Source organism: Winogradskyella sp. ABM4_392 (assembly GCF_056160445.1).
On the sequence record NZ_JBSWXE010000001.1, the window covers coordinates 24,672 to 51,084 of the forward strand.

Here is a 26,413-nt window from a genome sequence, read left to right on the forward strand (position 1 = left end):
TTTAATTGCTTGTTTTCAAACCAAAATCTCAAAATTAATTTCCAAAGTTATATCGTAGTGTAATACCAGATCTTAATGAGGTTTGTGGGAATGATGTGGATATTGCAAAATCTGAGAATGTATAATCAAAATAGAAAATAGCCGTTAAGTTTTTACTGAATGCATAGTCTGCTGAAAACTTTCCGCTCCAAATAGTTTGCCCTGCAGTTATTTGATTATTATCTAAATCTAGATACCTAATAATTGTTTTGTTATCTCTTACTGAGATATCTGCACGCATATTTAAATCACTCTTAATGATTTGTTTTGAACCTGCCAGCGCAGACCTAATTCTAAGGTCCTTTATACGATAACCCAAGCCCAATGTATATTCTTGACCTTGAATCTCAGTAAGCAAGTTATTATCAAAACTTAATGATAACATTCTATCTTTCTGAACTTCTGCTAAGACTTTGATAGAATTTTTCATTTCAAACTCTAAACGAACCAACGGACTAAATTGCTCTTCTAAATTAATATTACTGTAGAGTGTTCTGTTTTTCAGATTTCCATTAGCATCTTGGTTTGCAGGATTTATTGATCCTACTCCTGTACCAGAATCTATTACTAAATTATCTACTGAGTCATCATAATCTAGGTTCGTTCTAAACTGATTAATTGTATATCTGGATCTATAACCGTGTTGAATTGAAAAACGTCTAAATGTCTTTTTAAACCAAGGAATTTTCATTAATCCAGTATACTTTAGAGTCCAATTTGGTATAGGCACATCTCTAAATGCTCTTGTACTTACCTTTTCTGGATCAGTACCATGGTAAGCCGAAAGAAATGCTGGTAAAAGCACACGCTGGCTATTCTTTCCAAACCCTATAGGATAACCTTCTGCATCTGTATTAAATGGTGTATTTCCGTAGAACTCTCTTGCTAGACGATTAGCAATAATTAATCTATTGTCTCTAAATTCATCAAAAGCATCAGATTGGTTTTCATCACTTTTGCCAAATGCTGTTTTAATTAAGGCTGTAGATATATTGAAATTACCAAACGTATTTGGTGTAAGAGGAACATAAGTTAATTCATCGTCAATTTCATCAACTCTAAAGTTTTCTGTAAAGTTCTCTGCGTATGTTCTATTTCCTATTAAATCAATTTTTAAATCGCGCATTGGCTCAACATTAACAGAATAATCTAAAGTGGTGTTTTTTACTGAAGTAAACTGTTGATTAAAATCTGGAAATCTTGTTAGCCACCCATTCCTCGCTACTAAATCTCTGATATCCCTTTGACTACCAAAGGTGTAACCCCAAGTTGGTCTTAACGTTCCTATAAAACCAGGTGTAGGTAAATACCCTGGTAAATATGTACCATTAGTTTCACTATAACCAAATTGAATACGCTTTACCATAGTAACAATATCTACCAATGTATTATAAGCTTTCTTTCCTGCACTCAACTTACTAGGATCTCTCTTTTGATCGTTATTACTTAAAGATTTGTCTGTATCTGGTGTTGCAGCTCTTGCTTTAGCCCTTGTATTTCTTGACCTTCCTCGTCTGTTATTTTTTCTAACCAAACCTATAGACTTATAGAAAGCCTCCATGTTTAGAGTAGAATTAATATTATGAGTATTAGAGTTTTGTATAGAATGTCCTAAGTTGTAAGTTCCGATATCAGTTACTAAGTTTTCATTTAAATCTGAACCTTTTTGCCATTGAAATGCTCCGTTATATGTATACGTAGTTCTTAAGAAGCTTAAAGCAGGAATCTTGTATAATGGCAATTCATAATTAACCTGAAGCTGTTGCGTTTGAAAGTTTGGATCACCAAAATCGAAGAAACCATCCCAAACATTTAGTGTTGGGTCTTGCCTTCCGTTGAGTTGATCATCAATAAAGTAATTTCTAACAATATTTGTATTAGCTGCCGTAAAGTTAAGACTTAATGCGTCTGTTAGATTGTAATTAATGGCATACTGAAAATCAAAGGTGTAGTTTCTTCTGAATAATTCTTCAATACCGATATTATCGCCTCCGAGTTCTACTTCTCTGAACTTTTGTTTACTAAACTGCCTATTAATATCTGTATTTACCGAAATGTTAGAAGGCAATAAATTAAGGTTGAAATCTTTTAAAATCTTCCAATATTTTCCTGTAAATAGAGAATCATTCTTTTTAAATGGTTCTATTCTGGCAGGCTCAAATGCATAATTATAATTAACACCTGCTCTTATGTTCTGATCCAGAGAATTTTCAATTTCAAAATCGCGATGCTCTACTTTATTATATGAATAATTAAAAGTTAAGTTTTCTACATCATAAAAACGTTGTTTCTTTTCGCCTGTACGCTGTTTTCTAACTCCAATAAAGTTAATACTCTTGCGTTTTGTGTAATTTTCGGATTGTGTTCTAATACGCTCTTCCTCTTCGCTACTATCTGCTGCATCTAACCTAGACTCTAAGGTAAGGTCATTATATAATTGATCGAATTTTGGTGTTATTAGTTCTTCACTCTGAGAATAATTAAAAGGGATTTGAACTCCCCATTTTCTCGGAAGCAACTGTCCTAACTGCACGTTAGTAACTACGTCGTATTGTTTTACGTCTTCTAGGCTTCTCTCATTTGGACCTTGTTCAATCCCACCAAAACCTATTGTACTTATTCGACCTGTTGCACTTATATCCATGAAATCGGCAATATTAGAGTCCATACTTACTACTGTTGCCCAGCCTCCTTCATTTTCTAAACCAGACATACGCAACTCATTAAACCAAACCTCACCACAAACATCGTTACCTGTAAGACCTGAATTTTTAACACCTACCATTAACACCCTAATATCACCAAAATTTGGATTCCCCTTAATTGCTATACGCTGTTGCCCTACTGGAAATGGCGAAAATTCTGGCACAAAGGTTTCTTGTAAAACACCATCTATGACATCGTAATATTTAAGTCTTTCTATTCCACCATCTAGATAAAACTGGCCATCTGAAATTCCTAATGCCTTTATCTTTTGCAAAAACGATAATGGCATATTGATTTCGTTTTCTGCTGGCCATGCAATATCCCTAGGTGTTGTTCGAACAACTTGTCCAGTATTTCTTAATGGGATTTCTATTTGATAAAAGTTTTGTGTAAAGTCATTACCCATTCTAATAAAAGCTACCATTTCACCATCTTGAAGTACTTGCCCATCTTGTTCTTCAGCATGTAAAAACATACGCAAGTTTTGATACTGACGCATATCTACATTAATATTCTTAAATACTCCTCTAGAATCTTCTGGATCTAAATTACAGGCTTGCAGCACTAAGGATTGTTCGTTTTGCCTTATTATGTTGTTATTATTATTTAGCTCTTCTCGTCTTACACCAGGAGGTACAACATAGCTATCATTATTTTCTTGTTCACCAATAATACCAACATTAAATTCTGTATCGTCTGTTTCAGGTATTTGAGTTCCATCATCCAAATTCAATGTATAACGTCTCCAATCACTTCTCACCAAATCTAAAGTTGCAAAACGTAATACTACATCTTCAGTAAAATCTGTTAAATACATACGTGCAAAACGTACAGATCTTATATCTGAAATGCCACCTATTTCGTTGGTTGGTTCGTTAATAGGAATCCTAAACTGATACCAATTAACACTACGTGTCTCCCCATTTGGAAGCGTTACTGGTAAGTTCTCTTTTGTGTCGTATATTAATGGGTTATTTAAATTTAAATTGTTTGGGTTTATATCTACCTCATATTCGTAATAACTATCAATGGTATTCATGGTGTTATCACGGTTAATATCCTCTACATCTGGTTGTGTTGTAGATCCTCTATTAGTATCTGTAAATACATCTGGAGTATTACCTTCTAATCCATTGTATTGCTTGTAACGCTCAAAGATATCACCGTCTGTATTAAGGTAGTATGTATAGTTATCGTTTGCAGGATCATCACCAAATTGCGTACCGTACACAGCTATTTCTTCAGCATCATCATAACCATCTAAACCAACATCTTGGTTAGTACGCTCTTGCCCTGTTGTAGCAAATGTGTAAATTAAAGATTGGTTTTGAGGCACTACACTATTATAATCCGTAGGCTCTAGGATTGAAATATCACCATCTTCTGGAAGTCCGTTTTCGTACTGTTTTTTCCCATCTTTTAAGACATCCTCAGAAATATTTCCAAGGTTAATAAAAAGCTTACCTCCTTGAGCAGATGGATTATCCATAAATGGATCTTGTACCCAAAATTCTATATATTCAACATTGGCTTGTTCAAAATCTGTAGAGGTGATTTGTCTGGATATACCTGCCCAACGTTGATTTGGCGCCACAGTTCCTTGTGCTTCAAGTGGATCAAAATTATAAGGACCTCTTTCATTAGGATAATAAGCTAAGTCTAATGTATTTATCACTGAAGTCTGCCCTTGTACTACATCAACTTCTGGAAAAATCTCTTCAATAAAAACACGTCTTGTATATAGATTAGATACATCATCATCACTAATACCACCTGGACGCTGTGTACTATAAAAAATAGGATCAACCGTATACCAGTTTAAAAATCCTCTACCATATCCGTTTTCAACACCATTGTCATCATTACCTCTTATAGTTCCTGGTAATTCTTTTGGCCTGCTAGATAAGGTCCATGATAAAGGACTTAATAAATCTATGGCTCCCTGAGTACCTTCAAAATCATCGATATAGGCTGTAGCTTCACCATCAAAATCCGTACCCTTTGGTGCACCTGGTAACAAATAGGCAAACTCACCACGTACAGATAAATTAGATGGCACATCTGTATCTATATTCGGAAGCTTATTTGCTAATCTCGTTAAAAATGGAACTTCAGTAGAATAATTACCATTAAAACCAAAAATAGTATTATTAATAGGCTCAGAATTAAAATTAGCTTTTTGAGTAATTGGTCTCTCATTAAGATTTAAAAGCGTAGCCCCTAAAACAAAATTTTCATTGAATTGATGTTCAACGTTTACACCTGTAAATCGTCTTGTTTGCTGCCCAAATACAGCATTATTTTCTACAGAAACATTAATTGGAGTGTTCGATGCTTTTAAAGCTTCATCTAAAATCTCTACGCGACCAAGCTGATAATTTACAGTATAATCTATACCTTCTACCAATACTCTACCACCTGCTGTTACTCTCACTGAACCTCTAGGTACATTGAAAGCACCAATAGGAATACCTCCATCTCCACCACTACTTTTAAAACGTCCTTTTATCTGAAACTTATTTTTCTCTGCTTCATCTAAGGCTTGCGTCTTTGTTGATTTGTATAGTAAATCATAAACGTATTTTTCCTGATTTTCGTTGGTATATATATCTTGTTCGTAATCCGTAGCATTATTGTTTGGGTTATTATCATCGTCCAAAACATCGAATAAATAACGCCCAAAAGGCTCTGCTTTGGTGAAAATAATTTTACCGTTTTGCGTTAAAACCGTTAGACCAGGCACATAATCAAAGAAACCATCACCACCTTCTTGAGGGTCATTGTTACTATTTAATCGATCTACATGAAATAACCTGATTAAAGGGGTTTCTTGTATTTCGGTATCATCGTTAGGATTTAATGGTGTGTTATTATTATATAACGGGAATGTTGTGCCATCGACCGGTCGTATGTAGTTTACAGGAGAGGCTTCTGTGTAAAAAATGTTTAATCTAAAATCTTCTTGACTTAATTGAAAAGCACCAGTATCATAGATGTTTTTCATCATTAAGTCCCAAATAGGTTGTTCTACAGATGTTACAGCACTTTTTAACATCTTAAGAACCAAACTTTGGTTGTTAATGACTTGGTTTCCTGTTGTACCTTGACTAACTTGAGTAGCATCTACACCATCATTAGCAAATTCACCAACCTGAAAGACTTCACCACCTCTTGTATATTGAAATGCAACTGCTAGAACCTCATCATTTAACAAACGTTGGTTTAATGAAATATAACCCAACTCAGTATTTAAAACATAATCTCGTCCTTGCTCAAGCTTACGAGCAGCTTCGAGCTTACCATAATCAAATCCTTCGTTAACATTTACTAAAACACCTGCCTCTACATTGGTTATATCTCTAACTGCTTCAGTTAATAACGAACCTGCTCCACCAATATTGGTAGGGTCAAAGTCATTATTACCATTATCTGGAAGCGCGCCAGGATTATTAATAAATCCACCAGGTAATGGATCTAAACCAATATTATCAGCTTCTGATTCTCCTAAATCCTGAAAGGCAACAACATTTCTTACGTTTTGAGTTTGATTGTTTCTGTTGGTTACCCATACCTCAACTCTGGTAATTTGCAGACCTTGATTATCTATAAATGGATACTGTAATAAAGCCTTATCATAATTATCTCTAAAGTAATGCGATAAGAAATAGTGTCTGTTTTCGTCATAATCTCTGGCAAAAAACTCAAACTCTTCTAAAGTACCACCACCTTGTGCTACTACAGATCTAGACTGCGATTGTTGCTCTGAAAAAACCGCTGTTACTCTTGTTTTACCAAATTGCAATTCTGTTTTAACACCAAATAGACTTTGTGCGCCTCTAATTAAAGAACTATTAAGCGGCATGTTTACATTACCAACTTCTATCTTTCTTATGATATCGTCTTCCGTTGGTGTATATTCTAACTTTACAATTTGCTGAAAATCAAACGTTGCTTCAGTATCATAATTTGCTGTTACTTGAAGTCTAGTACCAACTTTACCAAGTAAGCTTAATCCTATTCTTTGATCAAAATCAAAAGTGAAGTTGGTGCGGTTTCTTGGAGAAAACGACGGATTGTCTTGTCTCGAAAAAAGCACTCCTAAATCTACTTCTGCATAACCACTAGGTATGACGCTTATTGTGTTTCCACCAAAAATAGTTTCGAAAAGTCCGGAATTGACATAAAACTCTGGCAATAAATTTTTCTGATCTTCTTCACTTCCTTCCTTTTGCCCAGCAGCAGCATCTGCCATACGCTTGTAATACTCTTTTAGCTTTTCTTCTAAAACTAAGCGTTGAAATTCTTCAGGAGTAAGAATTAAAGGGTAGTTGATATTAAAATCACCAATTTTCTCAGTGTATACATATCTATCTAAAATAGGATCGTAGGTGTATTTTGAAACAATGCTATTAGGGTTTGGCAATTTTAGCTTTCCTAATGCAAAGGTTGTTTTTGTAGAATCTTGCTCTTCTGGTTCTTGCGAAAAAACAGACACGCTCACTAGCATCATAAATACTAATGACACATAAAAACTGATTGATTTTAATTGATTGTAGTTAGTTCTATTCAATTGTATTATAAGTTTTTAAGAGCTTCTTTTATAATTTGCTCTACAAGGGCATCGGGTTGGGCTTGCAATATTTTATCAACTACTTTTTCGGATTGTTTTTTGTTAAATCCTAAAACATCTAAAGCAGATAACGCTTCATCTTTGTTAGTATTGTTTGGTATAAGAGAAAGTTCGTCTATACCGTACACTTTTAACACTTTATCCTTTAGGTCTATAATAACACGCTGAGCAGTTTTAGCACCAATACCTTTTACACTTTGAATCAAAGCTACATCACCACTTGCTATACCTTCTTTAACTTGTTCTGGTGTTAAAGAAGATAACATTGTGCGCGCTGTATTAGCACCAATTCCACTAACCGAAATTAAAAGCTTAAAGATTTCACGCTCGGTTTTAGAAGAAAAACCATATAAGCTATGAGAATCTTCCCTTACTTGCAAATACGTATATAACTTAAGATTTTCTCTATCTGGAATTTGAGAAAATGTATGCAGAGATATATTAATAAAATATCCTACTCCGTTGCAATCTATCACAACGTCTGTAGGATTTTTTTCTACTAGTTTTCCCTCTAAGTGTGTAATCATTTATTACCAAAGGTTAAAGTCCCAAATGTAATAAAATTATTTACAATAAACGGATTGCTACTGATGTAAGACTACTTCTTCTTTTGCTTACGTTTTTCGCGCTCTTGTGCATCTATAACAGCAATGGCTGCCATATTAACAATTTCATCTACACTTGCATCTAATTGGAGAATGTGCACAGGCTTTGCCATGCCCATCATAATTGGACCTATAGATTCTGATTTATTGAGCTCTTTGAGTAGTTTGTATGTAATATTTGCTGCATCAAGGCTTGGAAAAATAAGTGTATTTACCTTACGTCCTGCCAGTTTAGAAAAAGGAAAAATATCTTGAAGCATTTTAGCATTTAGAGCAAAGTCAGTTTGTAACTCTCCATCTACAACCATATCTGGATAAGCTTTATGAAGAATTGATACTGCCTCTTGTACTTTTCTAGCTCTTGGATTTTCTGATGAACCAAAATTAGAATATGAAATCATTGCCGTTACTGGCTCTATACCAAACATTCTAGCGACTCTGGATGTCATTCTTGCAATTCTGGCTAAACACTTGGCGTCTGGATCTATGTTTATAGCGGTATCACTTAAAAACATTGGACCACGTTGCGTCATCATAACGTTAGTTGTAGCAATTCTATTAACGCCTTCTGCCATACCAATTAACTCTAACATTGGTTTTACAACTGAAGGATAACTTCGAGAATAACCTGTAATAAGCGCATCTGCATCACCAACGTTTACCATCATTGCAGCATAGAAATTACGTTCTCTCATTTTCTTTTTGGCAGAATAGAAGGTTACCCCTTGTCGATGTCGCTTTTCCCAATAGACTTTAGCATATTGGTTTTTACGTTCAGTTTCTTCGTCAGATTTTGGATCAATAATTTCAACGTCTGCATCAAACTCAATTTCAGACATCAAATCCTTTATAACATCCTTTCTACCTAAAAGTATAGGCTCTGCCACACCTTCCTCATATACTATCTGAGCTGCTTTTAAAACATCTAACTGATCAGCTTCTGCAAAAACAACTCTTTTAGGATTGGTACGTGCCCTACCTAATAATTGGCGCACTAACTTGTTATCTGAACCTAATCGCTCTAATAAAGCGTTTTTATAACGATCCCAATCTTCAATTGGTTCTTGAGCGACACCACTTTCCATTGCAGCTTTTGCAACTGCAGGAGGAACTTCAGCAATTAATCGTGGATCAAATGGTTTTGGAATGATATAATCTCTTCCAAATGTTAATCTGGTTTCATTATAAGCTAAATTGACTTGTTCTGGAACAGGTTCTTTTGCTAATCTGGATAGTGCTTTAACGGCAGCCATCTTCATTTCTTCATTAATCTTAGTAGCTCTAACATCTAAAGCTCCTCTAAAAATAAATGGAAAACCAAGTACATTATTAACCTGATTTGGATGATCACTACGACCAGTTGCCATAATGATATCTTCTCTGGTGTCTATAGCTAAATCATAATTGATTTCGGGATTTGGATTTGCCATTGCAAAAACAATTGGGTTTGCAGACATGGATTTTAACATCTCTGGCGTTACTATATCTGCCATAGATAAACCAATGAAGACATCTGCTTTATTAATGGCCTCATCTAGAGTATTTATTTTTCTGTCTGTTGCAAACTCAGCTTTTTGAGACGTAAGGTTATCTCTATCTTTTCTAATAACACCTTTACTATCTAGCATTACAATATTTTCACCCTTGGCTCCGCAAGCTTTGTATAATCGCGTACACGAAATAGCCGCAGCACCTGCTCCGCTAACAACTATTTTTACATCCTCAATATTTTTTTCAGCAAGTTCTAAAGCATTTAAAAGTGCTGCGGCAGAAATTATTGCAGTACCATGCTGATCGTCGTGCATTACAGGAATGTCTAATTCTTCCTTCAATCGACGCTCAATTTCAAAGGCTTCTGGTGCTTTTATGTCCTCAAGGTTAATACCACCAAACGTTGGCGCAATATTTTTAACCGTTTCAATAAACTCATCGACATTTTCGGTGTTAACTTCAATATCAAAAACATCGATATCTGCAAAGATTTTAAACAACAAACCCTTTCCTTCCATAACGGGTTTTGAAGCTTCTGGTCCAATATTACCCAAGCCTAAAACTGCTGTTCCGTTAGATATTACAGCAACTAAGTTTCCTTTTGCAGTGTATTTATAAACGTTATTAACGTCTTTTTCAATTTCTAAGCAAGGTTCTGCAACACCTGGAGAATATGCTAAGGATAAATCGCGTTGAGATGCATACTTCTTAGTAGGTACAACTTTTATCTTTCCTGGAGTAGGTTTTGCGTGATATAATAAAGCTTCTATTCGCTTGCTTTGTTTGCTCATAATCAATTTTAATTAAGCTGCAAAGATACATAAAGAAGCTTTGAATTAATGAGACAATAAATCAGAAGCATTAATTCGGGTATTCTATTAAAAAAACTAAATCTTTAATCCACCTAGTATCTTTTGGATTTCATTTTATGGTCTTCAGTATAGACGACACTAAATTTGAAGGTTTTTAAATCTGCTTCTAGCGTTGCAAAATCTTCTTCATTTTGCCAATGCATTATTAATTGATTACTTGATGACCCCTTTATAGTTATACTCCCATTAAATGCTTTTGAGGTATTTCTTAGTTTAATCAACTCTAATTGATTGATAACGATGTCTTTTTGTAGTCCTTCTTCAATTGCTTTGCTTGAAAGTGTTGTTCTGTTAATTTCTTTATGCCCCCCTTCTCCTGCTCGATCTACTGCTTCATAATCGTTAGTGCCAGCAAAAATATCTAAATACCATACTTGTGGAATGCCTGGCACAAACAACTGCATTGCTCTAGCTAACAACAGTTTATCTTCTTGCTCTCCCAAGGCACTAAAGTAGGTAGCGTTAACTTGATAATACGAAATTTTATTCCCTTCAGAATCATAGAGGTTTTTTACTCGTCCACCACGTTGTAGAACAATATTCATGATATCGTCTATTTCCTCATCAGTTAGCAAACCTGAATTATAAGTACCATTGACTTCTTTCCCCTTTAAATCTAAAACAGGAATACCATCATGGCAACCAAGCATGTTTACCGTTTTGTATTTGTTGGCAACAATTTCGTTAATCCATTTTACCAGTGCACTATTATCTGCTTTTTCTAAAGTATGAATTATAAGTCCTGGTAAGAAAAAATCGTAAATATGATAATCTTCTTCCGCAACTTCCTTATGAAGAAATGATCCGTATTCTGCATGAATTTCGGGCAACAACTTGAGTTCATTTTTATCTGCAATTTCTCTTATTTTGCTTAAATAATCCCATGTGCCTGGCGTATTAAAAAAATTAGACTGACCAACTTCCTTATGTAAGTAGGCAAAAGCATCTAATCGTAATACTGAACAACCAAAGGCTTTTAATTTTGCGAGTGTTTCATTGTAAAACTCCCAGACTAATGGAGATTTTGCATTTACATCCATCTGACCTAAATAGGTCTCTTTTTCATAATCTACTTTTTGGTAAAAGGTATTCCAGTAAGGCTGTTTACTTCCATCAGGAAAAGGAACTTGCAAAATTGGTAAGCCAGATTTTCGCATAAAAAGTTTATTGAGATAAACATCATCTGGAATAATAATGCCGTCGTTATTTAATTTCCCAAAGCCTTGCCAAAACTCATTCCAATTGATAAAAAAATCTTTGTAAATAGAGTTTTTACCATGTTTTAATAAGTCTTTAAACTGAGGTGAAGCAACCGAAAGGTGGTTTAATACAATATCAAACTTTAGCTCTATCCCTAAAGATTTTAGATTTTCTAAATCTTTTTTAGACACTAAATCCTCATTAATATTGTAATCTATAATAGAGAACCCTCTATCTAAATCGCTATTAAAAAACGTTGGCAACACATAGAATAAAGAAAAAGCATCTTTAAACTCTGGTTTTTGTAACATGGCAATGGTATCGCTTAATTTTTCGCCTATGCTATCAGGATATGCGTTAAGCATAACTCCATTGACAACCTCTTTTTTTTGCACCATCTTTTTTTATAGTAGTTTGGAAAGTATATCTATATTATCTGGTAATCTACCCACATTCTGAAGTTTTAAAGCAGCAAGTTGCAACGCTACTTCTAAACACTCCTTCATTGGTTTTTCTTGAATGTAGGCAAACAAGAAGCCTGACCAAAATGCATCACCAGCTCCTGTAGCGTCCATTACCATGTCTATTTTTATTGCTGGTAGTTGAATAAGTTCTTTATGCTTCTGAGACAGAATAACTCCGTTACTACCTAATGTAAGACATATTATGTCCACCCCTTCATTGTGAAAAAAATCGAAGATTTCTTGATGTGGTAGCTTTTTACCAAACAGCCTTAACATATCATCTTCGCTTATTTTAATCAATGGATTAAACTTGCAAAAGGCTTTAACAACTTCTAAAGCTTCATCTTTACTTTCCCAGATTTCATCAGCATAATTAACATCTATACTAAGCTTGCAACCAGACTCGTACGCTTCTTTTGCTTTGTTTAAAATTGTTGTCCGAGCAGGTTTGCGACTAAGTGCGAAACAAGTTGTATGATATATTTTAGCTTGTTTCAATAAACTTTCAGGTATTTGCGCTTCAGTAATACAAGAATCGGCTTCTCTAAAAGGTATAAAATCTGGTGTTCCTTTTGTACGCGATACGAAAATGACACTTGTTGGCTTTTTCTTAATACGATTAATGTTTGAGACATCTACTCCTACTTCAGAGAGTCTTTCGAAAATATAATCACCAAATCCATCATCTCCTACAGCAGCTATCATTTTAGATTTTAAACCTAATCGCGCCATATTCATGGCTACATTAGTAGGTGATCCACCCAGGTACCTATGATAATCTCTTGTATCATTAATTGTTGAATCGGTTTGGTGACCAATAAAATCTATTAAGGCCTCTCCGACACACAGTATATCTATATTTTGATTATTATTTTTCAACGTTTGTAGTTATTAAGACGTTACCTCTTCTGTCTCTTTATTTTTTGTTTTCATTAATAGGGTTAACATAGAAGCAACAATTAACAATGCACCTGCAAAAGTTATTGCATGGCGAGGATCGTTGTTTAAAAAATGTTTTAATATGTACCCAAATGATATTGTTTGAAATATCATTGGTATTACAATCATCATATTTATTATTCCCATATACACTCCATAGCGTTCCTTAGGAATATCGGAAACAACCATTAAATATGGAATACCCATCATACTCGCCCAACCGATACCAAAACCGGTTATTGCAAAAAACAGCAGATTTTTATTTTCAATATGTGGAAAAGCTAAAAATCCTATAGCTGCTAAGATGAGGCAAAAAGCATGTACTCGTTTAGCACTAAATCGCTTAGCAAAGCCAACAAGAGCAAACGCTGCCAAAAAAGTTACGACATTGTACCAACCATTAACCAAGCCAGTCCAACCTACAGCTTCACTGTATAATTCTTTGTTATCTGGTGTTGCATTCCATACAGAAAGCGCAACACTTTTTGAAGAGTTTTGCCAATAGCAAAAAAGCGCATACCACTGAAACAAGTATACTAAAGCCAATTGCCACATTACTTTTGGCATATCTTTTATTGCTGAAACGATTTCTACCAAAGGCTCAAAGACACCGTTTTTTTCAGCTTTTAGAGCTTCTAATTCTTCTTTAGTTGGTGGTATTTCTTTTGTTTTGCTATTACTCCATAATATTGAAGCGATAGAACAAAATGCTCCTAAGAAAAATGAAGCGTACACCCAATTAGGTAAAGAACCTGTTGTACCTACAATAATTAAAGGAAACACAAATAACGATACGTTTGCCAAGACCTGACCTAAACCTGTAAAGAAACTTTGCATCTGAAAACCTAAAGGTCTCTGATCTTCGTTTAAGCTATCTGCTATGAGCGCTCTGTAAGGCTCCATTGCAGTGTTGTTCCCTGCATCTAATATCCAAAGCAAACCTGCAGCCATCCATAACGAACTACTAAAAGGAAAGGCGATTAATGCCAAACTACATAAAACAGCGCCAATAAGAAAATATGGTTTTCTTCGTCCTAGTTTAGGATGCCAAGTTTTGTCACTTAATGCACCTATAACCGGTTGCACTAACAAACCTGTTACAGGGCCTGCTAAATGTAAAATTGGTATTTGATCTGGACTTGCTCCTAAAAAATCGTAAATAGGTGTTACTGCACTTTGTTGTAACCCGAAGCTGTATTGAATTCCGAAAAACCCAACATTCATGTTTAGAATTTGCCAAAAACTTAATTTGGGTTTAGATCTGAGCATAACGTTTACTTTTGATTAAAAATACAACTTGAATTACTAAGGATTAAAAAGAGTCAATGATAATAATTAACATTGACTCTTCTACCAATCAATCAATCAACTTAAAAGTCAATATTTTAAAAACTCACTCAAATAAAATTTTATCTAAAAGTATAGTTAAGTCCTAAAGAAATGGATCTTCCTGGAACAGGTCTTGCTCTAACATAGTTTGTTTGTCCTTCTACGATAGAACCTTCTTCAGACTCAGTAATACCTAATGAATCAAATATGTTATTAAAACCTAAGTTAGCACTTAAGTCTTTTGTAATACCATAGTTAAAGAAACCATTTACGATAACGAATCCTGGCATTACTAAATCGTTATTATCTTGGGCATAAGCCTTTGATTGACCTATAAAGCTAAGTCCAAAAGAGTTTTGTTTATCTGTACCAAAGTTATACGTTGGGATAAAGTTATAGATAAAATCTGGTTGTCTTCTTGGTGTATTACCATCATTATCACCAGAGTCTATTTTTGCGTTAGTATAAGTTACACCACCACGTAAGCTAAGGTCATTAATTCTATAGAAACCTTCTAATTCAACACCAACTGAGCTATAATCATTTTCTATAATAGAGTTTGAAGTTGCTTCAAAACCACCCTCTTCTGTAGTCTTAGCGTAGAATAATGTAGCGTATAATGCACCATTATCAAATCCTCTCTTATATCCAACTTCTGCTTGATTTATAAAGTCTAAAGCATTTATTCTATCTCCATCTAAATAATCTAAACCTGCAAATAAAATACGATCTGCTTTAGCTGCTGCACCTCTACTGTAACGTGCAAAAACTGCTTGTCTATCTTGTAATTTGTAGTTAACACCTAATGAGTAAGACACATAATCATAGTCGTAATCTACTGCAGTTGGATTTGCAGTATCTACAGCAGACACTGATTGCTCTGGTGCAGAAATTACTCCATCATTATTAATATCAAATGTAGTTTGTACAGTTCCAGCAAATGTTCCATCTACTTGTCCTTTATCAAAACGAATACTTGCGTCGAAATTTAAATCTTCAGAAGCCTCGATAGCAATATTTGCATAAGGTGCAGAAATATTATACTGTGTATCGTAATTACGTGTACAGCAATTTCCCCAGAACGGTACACCATAGGCATATAATCCGTTTGTACTTAGAGGGCTTCCTGTTGCATCAGCAACATCTATTAGTCTAGCGTTATCATCATTTACCTCTTGTAAATAAGAATTCCATAACCAAGACATAGAAACATTTTGAATAGACTTAAAGTAACCTAGAGTAACATCTACGTTATCAAAAGACTTAGTTAACCTTAAATCGTTCATAAAGTTATTAAAGTCATTTAACTCAGTGTCAAACATATGAATTCTAGCTACCAATGCATCACCATTAACAGCTGTTCCATCATTTGCATAGCTTAGTGTTGAACCTGTACCAAATGAATCTGCTATTGCAGAGGCTGTACTTACCTCTGCTGGAAATGGAGATACAAAACGCCCCTTATTGAATGAAAATCTTCCATTATTTCTAATTCTCCAACCATCTGTTAACTCAAAAGAGGCATCGAGTCCTAATGACGTGGAAATAGGGTTCATACCGTCTGCAACATTCGATCTTCTTAACTGACCATCTGCACCTAAACCAACATTTTGTGTTAAATACGAAGAATGTAAAGAGCCTCTTGTTGCATCAAAGTTTGGCGCATTTCCCCAACTTGGATCATCGTTTGTTCCTGTAACTTCTATTGGCATTGGTAAGTATGCTGCTGCTCTGTCATTTAGATATTTAGCGCTTAATCTTACATAACCCTTTTCAAATTCTTTAGTAAGGTTTAGTTTAATTTGTCCACCATTATTAGCAGTAAATCCTGTTTCTCTAATACCTTCACCAGCTCTGTAAAAACCACCAGCATGAAAATATAATCCTTCACCTATTGGCGCACCGTAATCAAAATCTGTTCTGAAAGACCCATAATCTAAACCAAATGAAGTCCCGATAGAGCCACCTTGTGTTTTACCTGTTTTACTGATCAAGTTAATTATAGCTCCAGGAGAATTTGAAGATAATGTAGATGCAGAGCCACCTCTTATTGCTTCAATTCTTGCTATATTATTATCAAATCTTGTAAAAATATCTGCTGTTGCAAAAGACATATCGCCGAATAATAAAACTGGTAAACCGTCTTCTTGAAGTTGAACATATTTTGAACCACCAGAAGAAACAGGAACACCTCTTACTGCAATATTAGAGTTACCCTCACCACCTGAAGACTCTGAACGTATACCAGGGATAGTTCTAAAAATCTCACCTGTCGTTCTAGGTGCTGATTGTTTAATAACACTTGGTCTCATAGTAGTAACAGAAACACTCGATTCAATCTTTGACTTTGGATTTGTAACACCAGTAACAATTACCTGATCTAAAGACTCAGTGTCTTCTGCCAAAACAAAATCTACAGTTAAATCTGTACCATCGACTGTTATGGACTTTCTGGACTCTGAATAACCTAAATAAGAAGCTACCATAGTATAAGTACCATTTTCTACATTAGCAACAGAATATTTACCATCAATATCTGTGACTGCACCCTTAGAGGTACCTTCTAGAATAATGTTTGCACCAGGTATTGGCATACCATCGTTGTCTTTAACGGTACCAGAAATATTGCTCTGCGCTGACAAGAAGGATCCTATCATAACAAAAGCAATAAAAGCGCCCAATTTGTTTTTAAATAATTTCATCTTTTAGTTGTTTAATTATTATTTTTTTACATGATTATGTAACGAATTTACATTCTTGAGTATAAAAAACTGATAATTCAATATCGAAAACGTTTTCGATTTTACGAAAACGTTTTCGATTTATATATTTGCTCATAGGACTATTATAAATAATTACTATTGTTATATGAAACCAGTAACACTGAAAGAAATAGCTGAAATATTAGACATTTCTATTACGACAGTATCTAAAGCATTAAAGGATTATCCAGATGTAAGTAAAAAAACCAAGCGCTTGGTTAAAGAAACTGCAGCAACTTTAAATTATAAGCCTAATGCCTTTGCAGTAAACTTAAGAACCAGTGAATCTAAAACTATTGGTATTATTATTCCTGAAGTTGTGCATCACTTTTTTTCCAACGTAATTAAGGGAATAATTGCGCAGGCCGAGAAAAAGGGATATTTAGTTATCATTCTACAATCAAATGAATCTTTTGAGTTAGAAAAAAAGCAAATTGATCTTTTACTAAGCAAACGTGTAGATGGTATTTTAATGTCATTAGCAAATGGCACAGTAAATTTTAATCATTTAAATGAAATTATTGAGGCAGATACTCCATTAGTGCTATTTGATAAAATAGCAAAGGTTGTAAAATGTTCGAAGGTAATTATAGATGACCGTAAAGCTGCATACACTGCAACAAAACACCTTATTGATATCGGTTGTAAGAAAATAGCACATTTTAGAGGTCCGTTGCTACCTCAAAATTCAATTGATAGATTTCTGGGCTATAAACAAGCATTGACTGATCACAACAGGCCATATGACCCATCATTAGTTTATATATGCAACTGTAGTGATAAAAGTTTTGATGAAGGAAAAGAAAGTGCAAGAAAATTATTGAAAGATCATAACGATGTAGATGGTATTTTTATTAATACAGATTTAGTTGCAATAGGTGCACTTACAGAATTTAATAAGCAAGGTATTAAAGTGCCAGATGATATTGCTGTAGTTGGATTTAGTAATTGGTTTATGTCTTCTGTAATTTCACCAACATTAAGCACTATTGATCAACCTGGATACGACATGGGCAAAACCTCTTTTAAATTACTATACAAAGAAATAAAACAACGTAAAAAGAAAGAACCTATTACTTTTAAAACTGTAGAGTTACCAACCGAACTTGTAGTAAGAGAATCTTCTACTAAATCTATTATTGTAGGAAATTAATATTCCTTTTAAGACCAGAATATTTAGTTCGTTTTACAGCTGATTTTTTAAACACTTTTTTAAAGGTATCTTCTGTAATCTCTTCCCAATCTTTTTTTGTCATAGACAATAGTTCTGGATGCGGATTAAATAAAGGCTCGCTATGAGGTTTACTAAATCGATTCCATGGGCAAACATCTTGGCATACATCGCAACCAAACATCCAATCATCAAACTTGCCTTTCATATCTGAGGGTAAATTATCTTTTAATTCTATTGTAAAATAAGAGATACATTTACTTCCATCTACAACATAGGGTTCTGTAATTGCTTCTGTAGGGCAAGCATCTATACAAGCAGTACATGTACCACAATGATCAGTAACTGGTGTATCATAATCTAATTCTAAGTCTATTATGAGCTCAGCAATAAAATAGTAAGAGCCTACTTTTTGAGTTAATAGATTAGAATGTTTTCCTATCCATCCTAAACCAGATTTCGCCGCCCAAGCTTTATCTAAAACTGGTGCAGAATCCACAAATGCTCGCCCATAAACTTCACCTATTTCTTCTTGAATAAAAGCCAACAACATTTTGAGTTTATCCTTTATTACAAAATGATAATCTGTACCATAAGCATATTTTGATAGCTTATAGCTATTAGCTGTTTGCTCTTGGCTTGGGTAATAATTAAATAACAAAGACACCACACTTTTTGATCCTTCTACAAGTAGTGTCGGATCTAAGCGTTTATCGAAATGGTTTTCCATATAACGCATTTCGCCATGCATATTTTTATTTAACCAAGATTCTAACCTTGGCGCTTCCTCTTCTAAAAACTCAGCTTTGCTTATACCACACGATAAAAAACCAAGCCGCTTAGCTTCTGCTTTGATAAGTTGTGTGTATTTAGAGCTGTTTTTCATTAAGATCGTGGTTCAAATCTTAAATATGCATTCTTAGGTTTTAAGGTAATAAGAGGTGTTATTTCTATGGATTCAAACTCTGGTGTAATTTTATATTTTGAAACCAATTGACTTACTGCTATTATCATTTCAAACATAGCAAAATTATTACCAATGCATTTTCTTGGACCTGCACCAAATGGAAAGTATTGCGAGGAATACTTTCGTCCACCTTCTGAAAAACGCTCTGGCATAAATGTTTCTGACTGTTCCCATAATTGTGGATGACGATGAATCTCGAAAATAGAAAATAACAAATTTGAACCAGATTTAAATTCCATACCACCAAAAGTATCGTCTGATATATTAACACGATCTATAAAGTAAGCTGGCGGATATAATCGCATAGATTCTTCAACAACTTGCTGACACACTTTTGCGGAAGTTACTAAAGCCATTATATCTTCAGTTTCTTTTTTGATATTTGAAATCTCTTCAACAATTTTATCTTGCCATTTAGGATTTTGCGCCAATAATTGAAATGTAAATGTTAATGCATTTGATGTAGTTTCGTGCCCAGCAACAAATAATATTAATATTTCATCAATTAATTGTTCTTCACTCATCGGAGAACCATCTTCATATTTGGCGTCGAGTAGCATGTCTAATAAATCGTTTTGTTTCAAACCTGAATTTCTTCGTTCGTTAACAATACGTTTTAAAATTTGCCTTGCTTCTTTGGTGAGATCTAAATTCTTTTTTAAAATTCCGCTCGCTGAAAACCACCAAGCTAAATACGGTTGTCTTAACTCCTTAACAAGCATTTTTTGCGTGGCCTCCGTAATAAATTGTAGTCTATGTATATCTTTTTGATTTACGGCACTACTAAACAATGATTTTACAACAGTTTGAAATGCTAAATCATTTAAGATTGGGAAAATGTCTACTTTTTTATTTGGCTGAACTTTTTGATATTCAGTTTTTATAATATCGTATATATTATCCAGTAACAGATTAAGTTGCTTTTTATGAAATGCAGGTTGAATTAGCTTTCGCTGTTTGCGCCAATACTCACCTTCGGACGTTAACAAGCCTTTGCCAACATATTTTGAAAGGTCTTCTATTTGAATTTTACTTTTTGTATAATTCCTTTGATTTTTTTGAAGCACGTATTCAGCAAATGCAGCATCGCGCGAAAAGTAAATTTTTTTATTCAACCCAATTGTAAGACTAAACGTGTTTCCTTTTTCAGAAAATTTTTTATGATGAAAAGGCAGTGGGTTTTTTAAAATATTGAGTGTATGTCTTAAAAACTCAGACAAAGGCACGTTGGGTATATCTTTTTTATTTTGCATATATCAAAATAAACCTCCTTGAATTGGCCCTTTAATCTTACCTAAATGTTTATAAGCTTGCTCTGTAACTTCTCTTCCACGAGGTGTACGCATTATAAAGCCTTGCTGAATTAAAAAAGGTTCATAGACTTCTTCTATGGTTTCAGCACTTTCACTTACAGCTGTAGCTAAGGTTGTTATTCCAACAGGTCCACCTTTAAACTTATCGATTATTGTTGTAAGGATTTTATTATCCATTTCATCCAAACCGTGAGCATCGACATTTAAGGCTTCTAGTGCAAACTTAGCAATCTCTATATCTATTTTGCCATTACCTTTTATTTGTGCAAAGTCTCTAACACGCCTCAATAAGGCGTTGGCAATACGCGGAGTACCACGACTACGACCTGCTATTTCTATTGCTGCTTCCATAGAAATAGGCACATTTAATATCGAAGAACTACGTTGTACAATTGTAGTTAGTAAATCTGTTTTGTAATACTGCAAACGACTACTTATACCAAAACGCGCCCTCATAGGTGCTGTTAATAGTCCTGAGCGTGTTGTGGCACCTACTAAAGTGAATGGGTTTAAATTAATCTGAACTGTCCTTGCATTTGGTCCAGATTCAATCATGATGTCTATTTTATAATCTTCCATTGCTGAGTATAAATACTCTTCTACAATTGGACTTAAGCGATGTATTTCATCAATAAATAAGACATCTCTTTCTTCTAAGTTTGTAAGTAGTCCTGCGAGGTCACCTGGCTTATCTAAAACAGGACCTGAAGTCACTTTTATATTTACATCTAGTTCATTTGCTAGTATGTGTGCCAACGTTGTTTTTCCTAATCCTGGAGGACCATGAAAAAGTGTATGATCTAGTGCTTCTCCTCTTAGATTAGCAGCCTGAACAAAAATCAATAAATTCTCTAATACCTGATCTTGTCCTGTAAAGTCATTAAAAGTTAAGGGTCTTAACTTTTTTTCTAAGTCAAGTTCTTCTGGACTATAATTATCGTTAGATGGATTTAAGTTTTCATTCATACAAAACAAATATAAAGAAAAAGCCTTTCTGATTTAGAAAGGCTTTGATATTATATATCTCATTTATGAAATTCTCATTTTATAGAAAATTTAGTGATGTAATTCTTCTTCACCTTCTTTCATTGGTACTGTTTGTGGCACAAAGTCTTCATCATGCCCTGGCTTACTATAATCGTAAGGCCAACGGTGTACATGAGGAATTTCACCTGGCCAGTTACCGTGCATATGTTCTACAGGAGTTGTCCATTCTAATGTTGTTGATCTCCATGGGTTTTGCTCTGCTTTTTTACCATAGAAAATACTGCTTATAAAATTATATAAGAATACTATTTGGGCAACACCTGCAATTAAAGCAAAAACAGTAATTACTACTTGTGTATCTGCCGTATCATCAAACAATGGGAAGTTGGAGTTTGTGTAGTAACGTCTTGGTAAACCTGCCATTCCAATAAAGTGCATTGGGAAGAATACACCGTACGCGCAAATCGCAGTAATCCAGAAGTGGATATAACCAAGATTCTTATTCATCATACGACCAAACATTTTAGGGAACCAGTGATAAACACCAGCAAATACACCATACAGTGCAGAAATACCCATTACTAAGTGGAAGTGAGCTACTACGAAATATGTATCATGTACATTGATATCTAGTGCACTATCACCTAAAATAATACCTGTTAAACCACCAGTAATAAATGTAGACACTAATCCAATAGAAAACAGCATTGCTGGATTCATTTGGAGGTTACCTTTCCACAAGGTTGTAATGTAGTTAAATGCTTTTACCGCAGAAGGTATAGCAATTAATAATGTTGTAAATGTAAATACAGAACCTAAGAAAGGATTCATACCAGAAACGAACATATGGTGACCCCAAACTATCGTTGATAAGAATGCAATTGCTAGGATTGATAAAATCATTGCTCTATATCCGAAGATTGGCTTTCTAGAATTTGTTGCAATAATTTCTGAGGTAATACCTAAAGCAGGAAGTAATACAATATATACTTCTGGATGTCCTAAGAACCAAAATAAATGTTCGTAAAGTACCGGAGAACCACCTTGGTAATGTAATACTTCTCCTTGGATGAATATATCTGATAAGAAGAATGAAGTACCAAAACTTCTATCCATGATTAAAAGTAATGCTGCAGATAATAATACTGGGAATGAAATTACACCAATGACAGCTGTAATGAAAAATGCCCAAATTGTTAATGGCATTCTTGTCATTGACATACCTTTTGTTCTAAGGTTAAGTACAGTTACAATGTAATTTAATGATCCTAATAAAGACGAGGCAATAAATATAGCCATTGATACTAACCACATTGTCATACCTGTTCCAGAACCTGGTTGCGCCATAGGCAATGCACTTAATGGTGGATATATTGTCCAACCAGCCGCTGCAGGTCCCATCTCAACAAAGAAAGATAAAATCATGATAACGCATGACACAAAGAATAACCAATAAGACACCATGTTAAGGAAACCTGAGGCCATATCTCTTGCTCCAATCTGTAGTGGGATTAAGAGGTTACTAAATGTACCACTTAAACCAGCTGTTAATACAAAGAATACCATTAAAGTTCCGTGTATAGTTACTAAGGCTAAATAGATATCTGCATCCATAACACCTTCTGGAGCCCACTTACCAAGTAAAGCTTCGAAAACTGCATTAGGCTGTTCTGGCCAAGCAATTTGCATACGTATCATTAAAGACATTAAAATACCTATGATACCCATAACAATTACTCCAGTAATTAAATACTGCTTAGCAATCATTTTGTGATCCTGACTAAAAATATATTTAGTCACGAAAGTTTCTTTATGATGATGTACGTCGTGATCGTCGTGATTGTGTGTATCTACTGTAGCTGACATAATCTATTCTCTTTTTCTAATTTTTTTAATTCAATGATTTTGCAAAAGTGGTCTGCTCAGCCATCCAAGCATTATACTCTTCCTCTGTTTCTACTACTATCTTCATCTGCATGTTGTAGTGAGACTTACCACATATTTTATTACAAATTAAAAGGTAATCAAATTCATATGGATCTAAAGCTTCTTCACCATTTGCAGTTAACTCCTTACTTTTTTCGGTTCTTATTTTATTAATATTAAGAACCTTATCTTTCATATCCTCTGTTTCACGCATATCTGCTGTTGTAACCGTTGGAGTGAAACCAAATTGGGTTACCATACCTGGTACGCAGTTCATTTGGGCTCTAAAGTGAGGCATGTAAGCCGAGTGCAATACGTCTTGAGAACGCATTTTAAATAAAACCGGTCTGTTTACCGGTAAATGTAATTCTGTTACAATGATATCGTCCTGAGCGTTTGGATCATCTTCATCAACACCCAATATGTTAGCTTTATCTAAGTCAATCAACCTAACATTTGCTTTTCCTAGTACGTTATCCTCACCTCCATATCTTGCTTTCCAGTTGAATTGTTGCGCATAAAGTTCAACAACTAAAGGATCTTCTTGATCGTCAACATTCATGATATCATTCCATGTGAATAATCCATAAATAATTAATCCTGCTAAAACTATTACAGGAATACCAGTCCATATAGCTTCTAGCGTATTGTTATCAGCATAAAACAATGCTTTTCTTCCTTTTTCACCTTTATATTTAAAAGCAAAATAATGTAATAAGAATTGTGTTACGGTTTGTACAATAAAGATAACCACCATAGATATGGCCATAAGACTATCTATACCTGGACCATGTTCTGAAGCTGAGTTAGACATCAATGGTAAGTCACCTAAATACCAAAAACAAAGTATTGTAATGATATATATGAAAGCTAAAAAGCCCATCATTAAATAACCATTCAATTTATTGTCTTTATCATCAGCAATCTGAGTATTGCTTGCGCCTACTTGAGCTAAGTCAAAAATCTTTATCAATTGCCATATGGCAACAGCTACAAAGAGTACAACTATTATCGTTAATAAACCAGTCATTATTATTTCTGTTCTTTTTTAATATTAATAATGGAAATGTTCACTTTCCTTCATAAATGGGTTTCCTTTAGCTAACAATGGAGCCTTACCTAAAGCTGTAAATACAATAAATAAGAATAATCCACCGAATAATAAGATAGCACCGATTTCTGGCATACCAATAAACCATCTATCTACTACTGTTGCAGGCATAATCCAGTTGAAAACATCTAAATAGTGTCCGCATAAAATTACAATACCTGTCATAATTACAAACCAATTAATACGCTTATAATCACTGTTCATTAACAATAGTAATGGGAAAATGAAGTTCATAGCTAACATTCCGAAGAATGGTAGTTTGTAATGTTCGATTCTTGTTACGAAATAGGTTACCTCTTCTGGAATATTTGAATACCAAATTAGCATAAACTGAGAGAACCATAAATAGGTCCAGAAAATACTGATACCAAACATAAATTTAGCCAAATCATGTATATGACTATCATTTACAAATTCTAATAATCCTTTAGATTTTAAGTAGATAGTTATCATTGCTATAACAGTAATACCACTTACAAACATACTAGCAAAAACATACCATCCAAATAAAGTACTAAACCAGTGAGGATCTACACTCATTACCCAATCCCAAGCCATCATAGACTCTGTATAGATATAGAATACTAAGAAAGCTGCTGAAATTCTGAAATTCTTTTTAAAATTTCTGTTATCATCGGCACTGTCTTGAGCAATAGAGAATTTTCTAGAAAAATATCTGTAAAGAGACCAACCTCCTAAGAAAATAAGACCTCTGATAAAGAAACCTGTTTTATTTAACCAACCAGATTTACCTGCTACTAATTTATCATAGTTTTCATGACCTACTTCTGTAACTCCTTCTTTTAACCAAACAAATAAATGACTATCTGCAGCAAAGGCAATAGCTAACACAATTAAGCCACCAGGTAAAACATAAGAAGTAATACCTTCCATAACTCTAAATAAAACCGGAGACCATCCTGCTTGTGCAGCATATTGGATGGCATAAAAGGCAAGCACACCTAAAGCAATCATAAAGAAAAAGAATGCTCCTACATAAAGTGCTGCATAAGGTCTGTTGTGAATTTGATGTAGTGCATGCTCTTCATGAAGTGTTAATCCACCATGAGCTTCATCTCCATGATGCTCCTCAGCATGAGCTGCAACCTCTCCATGTCCAGAATCTGCATGCTCGCTTCCATGAGATTCAGTTGCATGAGCATCACCGTGTCCATGGTGCTCCTCTGCTAAAATCTCTGAAATATTGTCTTCAGTGACATGATGTGCGTCCATGAAGCCATAAGCAACTCCTATCAAACCAAGTACCATCATAATGAAAGCACCCATTCTTAATCGATTTGAAATTTTATATTCCATTTATATAATCTTTATCTAAATCTTATTTTTCTAAATCTGCTTTAAGCTTTTCAACATAAGCAACTACTTGCCAACGCTCATTTTCGTTAAGTTGGTTAGCGTAAGAACCCATTGTGTTTTTACCATAATAAATGACATGGTAAATACTTCCTGTGGTAATAGCTCTACCAGCATCGTCATAACTTGGAACACCTAGAATCTTTTCACGTTCAACTAACTTACCTTTACCGTTACCCTTTGTACCGTGGCAAATTCCACAATAAACATCATAAAGCACTTTTCCTTTATCATAATCCACTTGGGTTGAATCTAAGGGACTTTTTAAATTAGCTTTTGCTAAATCATATCCTTCATTAGTATTATCAATTTCGTATGGCATAAAATCACCTCTTGGAATTGTTCCTTCCGCTGGTAACTGCGCTTCTACTCCATTTGCGAAAGCATCAGATTCTTGGTATGCTTCGTACCCAACAGATTCGTACATGTTAGGCATGTATTGATAGTTTGGTCTAGAATTCTTTTGGCAAGACACAAATCCTACCAATACAACTAGTACTACGATATATTTCAATGATGTCTTCATA

The 26,413-nt window shown here is 34.4% G+C and carries 15 protein-coding genes; 1 reads left to right on the forward strand and 14 read right to left on the reverse strand.

Annotated features, from left to right (window positions below; translation table 11 throughout):
* Positions 1-34 precede the first annotated feature (34 nt).
* From sov to ACXAFS_RS00165, 7 genes are all read right to left on the reverse strand, one after another.
* Entirely contained in the window at positions 35-7,315 is a 7,281-nt protein-coding gene (gene sov, locus ACXAFS_RS00135) for a T9SS outer membrane translocon Sov/SprA (RefSeq protein ID WP_475304493.1), read from the reverse strand.
* A 5-nt stretch (positions 7,316-7,320) separates the two neighbouring features.
* Positions 7,321-7,902, reverse strand: a complete 582-nt coding sequence (gene ruvA / locus ACXAFS_RS00140; protein ID WP_475304494.1) for a Holliday junction branch migration protein RuvA — start codon at positions 7,900-7,902, stop codon at positions 7,321-7,323.
* Between the two features lie 71 nt (positions 7,903-7,973).
* Complete coding sequence (locus tag ACXAFS_RS00145) at positions 7,974-10,262, reverse strand: NADP-dependent malic enzyme (RefSeq protein ID WP_475304496.1); 2,289 nt, start codon at positions 10,260-10,262, stop codon at positions 7,974-7,976.
* Between the two features lie 113 nt (positions 10,263-10,375).
* Positions 10,376-11,941, reverse strand: coding sequence for a sucrose phosphorylase (gtfA, locus tag ACXAFS_RS00150; protein WP_475304498.1), 1,566 nt, complete (start codon positions 11,939-11,941; stop codon positions 10,376-10,378).
* 6 nt (positions 11,942-11,947) lie between these two features.
* Positions 11,948-12,886, reverse strand: a complete 939-nt coding sequence (locus tag ACXAFS_RS00155; RefSeq protein WP_475304499.1) for a carbohydrate kinase family protein — start codon at positions 12,884-12,886, stop codon at positions 11,948-11,950.
* Positions 12,887-12,898: 12 nt separating this feature from the next.
* Positions 12,899-14,215, reverse strand: coding sequence for an MFS transporter (locus ACXAFS_RS00160; RefSeq protein WP_475304501.1), 1,317 nt, complete (start codon positions 14,213-14,215; stop codon positions 12,899-12,901).
* 140 nt (positions 14,216-14,355) lie between these two features.
* Positions 14,356-16,977: a TonB-dependent receptor domain-containing protein gene (locus ACXAFS_RS00165; RefSeq protein ID WP_475304502.1), complete on the reverse strand. Its 2,622-nt coding sequence runs from the start codon at positions 16,975-16,977 to the stop codon at positions 14,356-14,358.
* Positions 16,978-17,143: 166 nt separating this feature from the next.
* On the opposite strand from ACXAFS_RS00165, the gene ACXAFS_RS00170 reads away from it, so the two are divergent.
* Entirely contained in the window at positions 17,144-18,190 is a 1,047-nt protein-coding gene (locus ACXAFS_RS00170) for a LacI family DNA-binding transcriptional regulator (protein ID WP_475304503.1), read from the forward strand.
* Here the strand turns inward: ACXAFS_RS00170 and queG are convergent.
* The 7 genes from queG to ACXAFS_RS00205 form a co-directional block, all read right to left on the reverse strand.
* Positions 18,174-19,094: a tRNA epoxyqueuosine(34) reductase QueG gene (gene queG, locus ACXAFS_RS00175; RefSeq protein ID WP_475304504.1), complete on the reverse strand. Its 921-nt coding sequence runs from the start codon at positions 19,092-19,094 to the stop codon at positions 18,174-18,176. The two genes, ACXAFS_RS00170 and queG, sit on opposite strands and share 17 nt — an antisense overlap.
* On the reverse strand, positions 19,094-20,428 hold the full coding sequence (locus ACXAFS_RS00180; protein WP_475304506.1) for a cytochrome P450: 1,335 nt from the start codon (positions 20,426-20,428) through the stop codon (positions 19,094-19,096). The genes queG and ACXAFS_RS00180 overlap by 1 nt, the downstream gene beginning before the upstream one ends.
* A gap of 3 nt (positions 20,429-20,431) precedes the next feature.
* Positions 20,432-21,454, reverse strand: a complete 1,023-nt coding sequence (ruvB, locus tag ACXAFS_RS00185) for a Holliday junction branch migration DNA helicase RuvB (protein ID WP_475304507.1) — start codon at positions 21,452-21,454, stop codon at positions 20,432-20,434.
* 90 nt (positions 21,455-21,544) lie between these two features.
* A complete protein-coding gene (locus ACXAFS_RS00190) occupies positions 21,545-23,341 on the reverse strand; it encodes a cytochrome c oxidase subunit I (RefSeq protein ID WP_475304508.1) in 1,797 nt (598 codons plus the stop codon).
* Positions 23,342-23,366: 25 nt separating this feature from the next.
* Complete coding sequence (locus ACXAFS_RS00195) at positions 23,367-24,431, reverse strand: cytochrome c oxidase subunit II (RefSeq protein WP_475304510.1); 1,065 nt, start codon at positions 24,429-24,431, stop codon at positions 23,367-23,369.
* A 24-nt stretch (positions 24,432-24,455) separates the two neighbouring features.
* Positions 24,456-25,829: a quinol:cytochrome C oxidoreductase gene (locus ACXAFS_RS00200; protein WP_475304511.1), complete on the reverse strand. Its 1,374-nt coding sequence runs from the start codon at positions 25,827-25,829 to the stop codon at positions 24,456-24,458.
* A gap of 22 nt (positions 25,830-25,851) precedes the next feature.
* The gene (locus ACXAFS_RS00205; protein ID WP_475304512.1) at positions 25,852-26,412 is read right to left on the reverse strand and encodes a c-type cytochrome; all 561 of its coding nucleotides are present in this window, start codon (positions 26,410-26,412) and stop codon (positions 25,852-25,854) included.
* Position 26,413 lies beyond the last annotated feature (1 nt).

Excerpts from the sequence above, each read along its gene's own strand:
- ACXAFS_RS00170 (WP_475304503.1), top strand. The coding sequence starts at position 17,144 with ATGAAACCAGTAACACTGAAAGAAATAGCTGAAATATTAGACATTTCT.
- ACXAFS_RS00200 (WP_475304511.1), bottom strand. The coding sequence starts at position 25,829 with ATGGAATATAAAATTTCAAATCGATTAAGAATGGGTGCTTTCATTATG.
- ACXAFS_RS00190 (WP_475304508.1), bottom strand. The coding sequence starts at position 23,341 with ATGTCAGCTACAGTAGATACACACAATCACGACGATCACGACGTACAT.
- ACXAFS_RS00180 (WP_475304506.1), bottom strand. The coding sequence starts at position 20,428 with ATGCAAAATAAAAAAGATATACCCAACGTGCCTTTGTCTGAGTTTTTA.
- ACXAFS_RS00145 (WP_475304496.1), bottom strand. The coding sequence starts at position 10,262 with ATGAGCAAACAAAGCAAGCGAATAGAAGCTTTATTATATCACGCAAAA.
- ACXAFS_RS00165 (WP_475304502.1), bottom strand. The coding sequence starts at position 16,977 with ATGAAATTATTTAAAAACAAATTGGGCGCTTTTATTGCTTTTGTTATG.
- ruvB (WP_475304507.1), bottom strand. The coding sequence starts at position 21,454 with ATGAATGAAAACTTAAATCCATCTAACGATAATTATAGTCCAGAAGAA.
- queG (WP_475304504.1), bottom strand. The coding sequence starts at position 19,094 with ATGAAAAACAGCTCTAAATACACACAACTTATCAAAGCAGAAGCTAAG.
- gtfA (WP_475304498.1), bottom strand. The coding sequence starts at position 11,941 with ATGGTGCAAAAAAAAGAGGTTGTCAATGGAGTTATGCTTAACGCATAT.
- ruvA (WP_475304494.1), bottom strand. The coding sequence starts at position 7,902 with ATGATTACACACTTAGAGGGAAAACTAGTAGAAAAAAATCCTACAGAC.
- ACXAFS_RS00195 (WP_475304510.1), bottom strand. The coding sequence starts at position 24,431 with ATGACTGGTTTATTAACGATAATAGTTGTACTCTTTGTAGCTGTTGCC.
- ACXAFS_RS00205 (WP_475304512.1), bottom strand. The coding sequence starts at position 26,412 with ATGAAGACATCATTGAAATATATCGTAGTACTAGTTGTATTGGTAGGA.
- ACXAFS_RS00160 (WP_475304501.1), bottom strand. The coding sequence starts at position 14,215 with ATGCTCAGATCTAAACCCAAATTAAGTTTTTGGCAAATTCTAAACATG.